This is a genomic window from Nocardioides dubius, from assembly GCF_039528155.1.
GTDB lineage: Bacteria > Actinomycetota > Actinomycetes > Propionibacteriales > Nocardioidaceae > Nocardioides > Nocardioides dubius.
On sequence record NZ_BAAALG010000001.1, the window covers coordinates 210,323 to 217,660 of the forward strand.

Below are 7,338 nucleotides of genomic sequence, written 5' to 3' on the forward strand. Positions count from 1 at the left end.
GTGGAGCGCTGCCGCCGCCGTGGCGGTGACCGCGTCCACCCCGGAGCAGACGGCGACGACCCCGGATGCCGGAGCCACGGGCGCCAGTGACGGCTATCAGACCGTGCCCGCCCTCGATGTCCATCAGGTCGGGATCAGCACGCCGCCGCAGGCGCACGCCACCTTGCTGGGTTGGAACCTGAACCCCGGCTCCGGCGTCGAGCAGCTGCGCCGGATGATGCGGTTGCTCAGCGACGACGCGGTCCGGCTGGCGGCCGGATCCCCCGCGCTCGCGGACACCGAGGAGGAGCTGGCCCGCTTCCCCTCCCGGTTGACGGTGACCTTCGGCTTCTCGCCGCAGCTGATGGCCCGGCTGCTGCCGCGGCAGCGACGCCCGAGGCTCGCGGAGCTGCCCACCTTCGGCCAGGACCGGTTGCAGGAGCAGTGGGGCCAGAGCGACGTGATCGCCCAGGTCTGCGCCGACGACCCGATCACCCTGGCGCATGCGCGGCGGATGCTGACCAAGGACGCGCGTGCCTTCGCCAGCATCGCGTGGACCCAGCACGGCTTCCGCAACGCGCGTGGCACCGTGCCGGACGGGACCACCATGCGCAACCTGATGGGTCAGGTGGACGGCACCGTCAACCCGAGCCCGGACGACGCCGACTTCGACGGCTTGGTCTGGTCCGATCAGGAGGGGTTCGCCGGTGGCACCTTCCTGGTGCTGCGCCGGATCCGGATGCAGATGGACCGCTGGGACCGGGTGGACCGAGCCGGGCGGGAGGCGACGATCGGGCGGCGTCTGCGCGACGGCGCTCCGTTGACCGGGTTCAGCGAGTTCGACGAGCCGGATTTCGAGGCCACCGATCGGTTCGGGTTCCCGGTGATCGATCCGGCCAGCCATGTGGCGCGGGCGCACAGCACCGATCCGGCGGAGCGGTTCCTGCGGCGGGCCTACAACTACGCGGTCGAGGACCCGGACCGCAGCACCGGCGAGGATGCCGGGCTGCTCTTCCTCGCCTACTGCGCCGACCCCGCGCGCCAGTTCGTGCCGGTGCAGCAGCGCCTCGACGAGCAGGACCGGCTCAACGAGTGGGTGCATGCGATCGGCTCGGCGGTCTATGCGATCCCGCCGGCAGCGAGGCCGGACGGCTACGTCGGCGACGTGCTCCTGGAGGAGGTGTGAGCGCCCGGCTTGCTGCGCTGCTGCTGGCGTGCGGTCTGGCACTGCTGGGCTGGAGCGCTCCCGCGCAGGCACACACCAGCCTGATGTCCATGGACCCGGAGTCCGGAGAACGGCTGGCGGAGCTGCCGACGGCGATCACGCTCACCTTCAGCGAGCCGATCATCGCCCCCGCCTACGTCACGGTGACGGCGCCAGACGGAACCCGCCTGGACGACCCGGAGGCCATCGAGGTGGACGCCAACGTGGTCACCGCCGAGGTCGCGGCCCATCCACAGCAGGGGACGTACGTGGTCGCGTTCCGGGTGATGAGCAAGGACGGTCACCCGGTCACCGGGCAGTCCACCTTCGGGGTGGGCGAGGGTGAGGTGGAGGCTCCGGGGGCGTCGGGCTCCTCTGGTTCGTCGGGCTCCTCTGGCTCGGACGGCGGGTCGTCCGAGCCTGCGGGTGCCGATGCGGGGACGCAGGCAGCGGGCGCTGCGCCGGGCGCGGAGGGCTCCGGATCGAGCAGTGCGCTGACGGCGGCCGAGAAGGTGCTGATCGGCGTCGGCCCCGTGCTGCTCGCCCTGGCAGGGCTCATGTTCTGGGCCTCCCGCCGGGTGCGAGAGCCGAGCTAGATGTACCCGGCCAGGACGTTGGTAGCGGCGAGGCGGCGGGGCGGCGAGGCGGCGGGTCGGTCGGCGGGTCGGTCGGCGGGTCGGTCGGCGGGTCGGTCGGCGGCACCGTCCAACGGACGGTCCCGCTGCCGTTCGACGGGCCGTGTCGGAGGTCACTCGTAGCGTCTGTCGTGTGCTCGGGAACCACCCGAGACACCCGCCGCTCGGAGGCATCCATGCCACGCATCACTCCCCCATCCGGTCCGCCTACTGCGACCATCCAGCCGGATGCGCTGGCGTTGAGTCAGCAGGCGATCTGCCAAGCCACACTCGCGATCGAGGCCGCCCTCGACTCCTGTCTCGATGCTGAACCGATCTACCTGAGCACCGCCGAGAAGCAAGCCGTGCTCCTGAAGATGCCGGCATTGCAGGCCCAGCTCACCGAGCTGAACTACCGGCTCCTGGCCTGTGCCTTCGATGTCGCCGACGCCCACGGCGCAAGGAACATCGGCGACTACCTCGCCCACGAGACCAAGCAGGCCCACGGCACCATGGCCCGCGAACTACGCACCGCACGGGAACTCGACAGCAAGTGGATGCACCTACACGCCGCACTCCGCGAAGGCCGGGTCAACCTCGCTCAGTCAGTGGAGATCACCCGGTCCTTGAACGCACTGTCCGATGACCTCGACGCCACGGTGCTTCGTGACGCCGAACGGACCCTTGTCGAGCACGCCGAGGAGTTCGGGCCCAACGACCTACGCCGGATGGGCAAACGGATCATCGACGTCGTCGCCCCCGAGATCGCGGAAGCCGTGGAAGGCAAGCGCCTGGCCGATGAAGAGCGCTCGGCCCGCGAGCGGCAACAACTCACCTTGAAGCCCCAAGGCGACGGCACCACCCGGATCAGTGGCTTGCTCACCGACGGCTGCGCCAACCGACTCGCCACCGCCTTGAACGCGATCACCAACCCACGCAGGGACCACCTCACCCCCGCACCCTGCGGGTGCGCGTCCGACGCGGACGGCACCTACCGCGAGTCGTGTGGGGACCTGGAATGTCCCGTCCGCGATCCGCACAACGGCACCTTCGACGACGCAGCCAGCGACGGCGCGACCGGCAGCGGTGGCGGCAACGGTGCCAGCGGCAGGACCAGCGACGCCTGCGCCTGCGCCTGCACCGGCAGCAGCGGCTGCGGCTGCGGCTGCGGCTGCGGCTGCGGCTGCGGCTGCGGCTGCGACCGAGAAGGTACCGGCGGTCACTGCGGCCACGACGGCCGGACGAGCGGCACCCGCGGCGGCCAACCCAACCCCGTCCGCAAGCTCTCCACCCCACAACGCAACGCCCGCGCCCTCAACACCCTCCTCGAGACCCTCGACCCCAAACGCCTCCCCCTGCACGGAGGCGACGCCACCACCGTCGTCGTCACCATCAGCCTCGACGCGCTCCGCAACGAGACCGGCACCGCCACCCTCACCACCCAACGCGACGCCTGGCACGACCGCATCTCAGCAGGCGAAGCCCGACGCCTCGCCTGCAACGCCGGCATCATCCCCGCCGTACTCGACGGCCACAGCCAACCCCTCGACCTAGGGCGAACCAAACGCCTCTACAGCGCAGCCCAACACCGAGCCCTCGCCCTCATCCACCCCTACTGCCTCGCCGAGAACTGCCGAATCCCCGCCACCTGGTGCGAAGCACACCACAACAACCCCTGGCACCTCGGCGGACGAACCGACCTCGCCGACGGCAGCCTGCTCTGCAGCAAGCACCACCACTACATCCACGACCCCACCTACATCGTCGAATACCTCCCCCACGGAGGCATCCGCTTCACCCGGCGACGATGAGCCGGAGACCGTCGGCACCCAGCGGGATGCCCCTGGGCGCCGCCGACGGCGTGCAGTCCTAGAGCCAGCCCCGGCGCCGGAACACCAGGAACAGCCCGCCACAGACGGCCCCCATCAACGCCAGGGCGAACCCGTAGCCGTAGCGCCAGTGCAGCTCGGGCATGTCGTCGAAGTTCATCCCGTAGATCGTGCCGATCAGGGTCGGCGCGAAGAGGATCGCGGCCCAGGCCGAGATCAGCTTGACCTCTTCGTTCTGCGCGATGCTGGCCTCGGTGAGACGCTGCATCTCCTCGTTCTGCCGCTGCCCGACCAGGGTCGAGTTCACGGTCAGGATGTTCTGCAGCAGCGCCCGGAACCCGTCGACCCGCTCGATCAGCTTGATCACGTGGTCCTCGACGTCGCGCAGGTTGCGGCGCAGCTCCGCATCCACCCGGTACTTGTCGAAGCCCAGGCTCAGGTTGCGCAGCATGCCCAGCAGCGGCCGGGTGGCGCGCTGGAACTCGATCACCTCGCGGGTCAGCTCGTAGATCCGCCGGGAGACCGTCGGGTCGCCCTCGAAGACCTGGAACTCGATCTCGTCGATGTCGTTCTCCAGGCCGTCGCAGACCGGCTCGTAGGCGTCGACGACCTCGTCGAAGATCGCGTAGAGCACCGCCTCGGGGCCGAGCCGCAACAGCTCCGGAGTCGCCTCCATCCGGCGTCGCACCTTGGCGAGGTCCGGCGACTCCGCGTGCCGCACGGTGACCACGAAGTCGGGACCGGTGAAGACGTGCAGCTCACCGAACTCCACCCGCTCCTCGGCGTCGAGGTAGCGGGCCGGCCGTAGCACCGTGAAGAGCAGGTTGTCGTAGCGCTCCAGCTTGGGCCGCTGGTGCGCCTTGATGGTGTCGTCCAGGGCCAACTGATGGAACGAGAACTCGGCAGCGACCGCGTCCAACTCCTGGCGGGTCGGGCGATACAGGCCGATCCAGTCCATCCCGCTCCCGGCGCGCAGCAGATCATCGCCGATCCCCTGCGTGGCCGGGTCGGCGTGGCGGCATCCGTCGACGTAGACGGCGTTCTCGATGGTTCCCATGGTTGCTCCTGAACAGACGGGAGCACCCCGACATGGCCGGGCGTGCGAGAGAGGGAAGGGCGCGTCAGCACGCGCATCCGTCACGCCGGGGCCGAACCGAACCGACTAGCGGATCAGGGCAGCGGCGAGACGCGCTTGGGGACTATCACCACCGGTACTCACCGCCACCACCTCCTCACGCTCGACTCGGGGCTGGACCGCCTCGCGAGAACCACCCGATCCTCGCATGAGAGCGCCGCTCCCTGCGCATCGGCTCTCCGCTCCCGCGTGCCACTGAACGGTGACGACGTGGCGGGCATCACAAGCCCGGGGCTAGCGTCCCGCCCGATGCCGGGTCGCGAGCAGGACAGCGCCGTCTCCGGCTTCCTCGCCCACCGCGACCCGAAGCCGAGCGCCTAGCCACTCAATGTGACCTCACGGTCCGGTTCAGCGGCAAGAAGTCGCCGTCAGGTCACATTGACGGTCACGGCGGCGGCTGCGGTGGCGCCGACCTCGCCGTCGGTCAGGCCGGCGACGGTGATCGGGAGGTCCAGCGGTGCGCGCAGGGTGACCTCCAAGGCGTCGTCGCGCACCCGGACCGCCACCCGCAGGCCGGGGTGGTCGGCGAAGGCGCCGGTCTCCCGGAGGTAGGCGTCCACCGCGCGAGTGGCCAGGTCGGTGGCCAACGGCACCCGCTCGCCGTCCAGGCCGCCGTTGAAGACCGCGGCACCGCGCACCTCGTTCGCGCCGGCCAAGGCCGCCCCATCGGCCAGGCTGTCCAACGCCTGGCGCTGCAGGTAGCCGGCGGATGCATCGACCACCACCCCGACCAGCAGGATCAGCACCACCGCGAACCCGATGATCAGCACCGTCACCGTGCCGGCCTCGTGCTCCGCCACCACGCCCGGCCTCGCCGCAGGCGCCCGCGACGCCGTCATCTCGCGGCCTCGACGTAACGCCCACTCGGCACCCGATGCGTCGCACTCACCGCGAAGCGCGGCGCCCCACCGCCGAGCACGTCGGGAGCCCACGGCAACGCCACCTCGGTACGCACCACCACGGTGGCCACCGACCCCGGAGACAGACACGGCTCCGGGCGACAGCTGATCTCCAGCTCGAACCGGTCCACACCCTGATCGCGCAGCACCATCGCCGCCGCGGCGCGCGCCCGTTGCCGGCCCTCCTGCGGCGACTCCGCCAGCGAGAACGCACGCCCTGCCGCCCGGGACGCGGCACTCACGCCGAACGCGCCGCGCTGCACCTCGAAGGTCGCCAGCAGCAGGTAGACCAGCGGCACCAGCAGCAGGATCGCCAACCAGACGAACTCCACCATCGCGCTGCCCCGCTCCCCCGCGCGCACGCCTGCGGCCGCGCCCCGGCCCACGGCGCCCCGCCGCCTCACCGCGGCTCCTCGACCGCATGGCCCTCCACCGAGACCCGGACCGCCGGCCCGAACAGCCCCAGCGCCGGCACCTCGGCGCTGATCCGCAGCACCACCGTCTCCGCCCCGTCGACCCGCGACGACGTCGCGACCACCTTGTCCAGGAAGCGACCGGCGATCGCCTCGCTCGCCTGGCCCCGCGCGTAGCGCTCGCCGTCGGGCAGCCCGGCGTCGGCCCGCGCGGCATGCCGGGCGCCCTCGGAGGCCGCCGCCGTCAGGGTGTTGCGCACGTGCAGCACCAGCGCGACCTGGACGACGCCCAGCACCAGCGGCACCAGGATCACCGTGATCAGCACGAACTCCACGACGGCATTGCCGCGCTCGGCATCGCGCCCCCGGTGCCGGCGGCCGCGGGCGCGCTCACCCGCGCACGGACGCCAGCGCATCGCGCAACATCGCCTGCAGCTCGCCGCCCGCGAACTCCCACAGTCCGGCCACGATCCCGGCCGTCATCACCGCCAGCATCACCCACGCCGGGACGTCGCCCCGCTCGTCGACGTCACGCCCGCGACCCGCCCTGCTCCAGCACCGCCTGCATCGCCTCACCCGAGATCTCCTTCTGCTCACCTGGTCACGGCGTGACCATCGACAACCCCACAGCGCCGGGCCAGAACGCGAAGAGGATGACCACCGGAAGCACCAGGAAGACCACCGGCACCATCATCGCGATCTCCCGCTTCGCCCCGCTCTCGATCAGCTGGCGGCGCGCCGCCTCCCGCACGTCCGCGGCCTGCGCGTGCAGGACGCCGGCCAACGGCGTGCCCCGCTCGACGGCGACCGCCACCGCGGCCGCGAATCGTGCCACCGCCGCCACCCCGCTCCGCGCCGCCAACCCGTCGAAGGCCGCGGCGACCGGCGTGCCGGTCCGGATCTGGGCGAGCACCTCGCTGAGCTCACTGGCCAGCGCTCCCCCGCTGCGTCGCACCACCCGGTCCAGTGCCGAGGCCGGCGACTCCCCGGCGGCCACCGCCAGCGCCAGCAGCTCGGCGATCACCGGGAACTCCACCAGGATCTGCTGCTCACGGCGTCGCACCTGGCTGCTCAGCCAGGTGTCGCGGGCGACCACCCCGGCCACGAACGCCGCCACGCAGGAGAGGGCCAGGCCGATCGAGGCGGACGGGTCGCGCACGCTGGCCTGCACCGCATAGGCGACCGCGATCGCCAGCCCACACAGGCCCCACTGCACCTGCTCGATCCGGAACTCGTGCACGGTGCGGGCGGTGCCGGCGTCCCGC

Annotated in this window: 9 protein-coding genes; 3 read left to right on the plus strand and 6 right to left on the minus strand. The window is 71.5% G+C overall.

Annotation, left to right across the window (positions count from 1 at the left end):
• The 3 genes from ABD151_RS00950 to ABD151_RS00960 form a co-directional block, all read left to right on the plus strand.
• A partial coding sequence (locus ABD151_RS00950; RefSeq protein WP_343990353.1) for a Dyp-type peroxidase occupies positions 1–1,165 on the plus strand: 1,165 nt, incomplete at its 5' end.
• Positions 1,162–1,779: a copper resistance CopC family protein gene (locus ABD151_RS00955; protein ID WP_343990356.1), complete on the plus strand. Its 618-nt coding sequence runs from the start codon at positions 1,162–1,164 to the stop codon at positions 1,777–1,779. The genes ABD151_RS00950 and ABD151_RS00955, both read left to right, overlap by 4 nt.
• Before the next feature lie 215 nt (positions 1,780–1,994).
• Complete coding sequence (locus ABD151_RS00960) at positions 1,995–3,608, plus strand: HNH endonuclease signature motif containing protein (protein WP_343990358.1); 1,614 nt, start codon at positions 1,995–1,997, stop codon at positions 3,606–3,608.
• A 58-nt stretch (positions 3,609–3,666) separates the two neighbouring features.
• On the opposite strand, the gene ABD151_RS00965 is transcribed toward ABD151_RS00960, so the two are convergent.
• The 6 genes from ABD151_RS00965 to ABD151_RS00990 all read right to left on the minus strand — a co-directional run.
• Positions 3,667–4,683, minus strand: coding sequence for a magnesium and cobalt transport protein CorA (locus tag ABD151_RS00965; RefSeq protein ID WP_343990360.1), 1,017 nt, complete (start codon positions 4,681–4,683; stop codon positions 3,667–3,669).
• Positions 4,684–5,129: 446 nt separating this feature from the next.
• Positions 5,130–5,600, minus strand: a complete 471-nt coding sequence (locus ABD151_RS00970) for a pilus assembly protein TadG-related protein (RefSeq protein WP_343990363.1) — start codon at positions 5,598–5,600, stop codon at positions 5,130–5,132.
• Positions 5,597–6,064, minus strand: coding sequence for a hypothetical protein (locus ABD151_RS00975; protein ID WP_343990366.1), 468 nt, complete (start codon positions 6,062–6,064; stop codon positions 5,597–5,599). The genes ABD151_RS00970 and ABD151_RS00975 overlap by 4 nt, the downstream gene beginning before the upstream one ends.
• Positions 6,061–6,489, minus strand: coding sequence for a TadE family protein (locus ABD151_RS00980; RefSeq protein ID WP_343990369.1), 429 nt, complete (start codon positions 6,487–6,489; stop codon positions 6,061–6,063). Before ABD151_RS00980 ends, ABD151_RS00975 begins: the two co-directional genes overlap by 4 nt.
• Positions 6,464–6,649: a hypothetical protein gene (locus ABD151_RS00985; RefSeq protein ID WP_343990371.1), complete on the minus strand. Its 186-nt coding sequence runs from the start codon at positions 6,647–6,649 to the stop codon at positions 6,464–6,466. The genes ABD151_RS00980 and ABD151_RS00985 overlap by 26 nt, the downstream gene beginning before the upstream one ends.
• 25 nt (positions 6,650–6,674) lie before the next feature.
• Positions 6,675–7,338, minus strand: a 664-nt coding sequence (locus ABD151_RS00990) for a type II secretion system F family protein (protein WP_343990373.1), incomplete at its 5' end; no start/stop codon positions are given.

Coding starts and splice junctions, on each gene's coding strand:
- ABD151_RS00960 (WP_343990358.1), top strand. CDS start 1,995: ATGCCACGCATCACTCCCCCATCCGGTCCGCCTACTGCGACCATCCAG.
- ABD151_RS00965 (WP_343990360.1), bottom strand. CDS start 4,683: ATGGGAACCATCGAGAACGCCGTCTACGTCGACGGATGCCGCCACGCC.
- ABD151_RS00970 (WP_343990363.1), bottom strand. CDS start 5,600: ATGACGGCGTCGCGGGCGCCTGCGGCGAGGCCGGGCGTGGTGGCGGAG.
- ABD151_RS00980 (WP_343990369.1), bottom strand. CDS start 6,489: ATGCGCTGGCGTCCGTGCGCGGGTGAGCGCGCCCGCGGCCGCCGGCAC.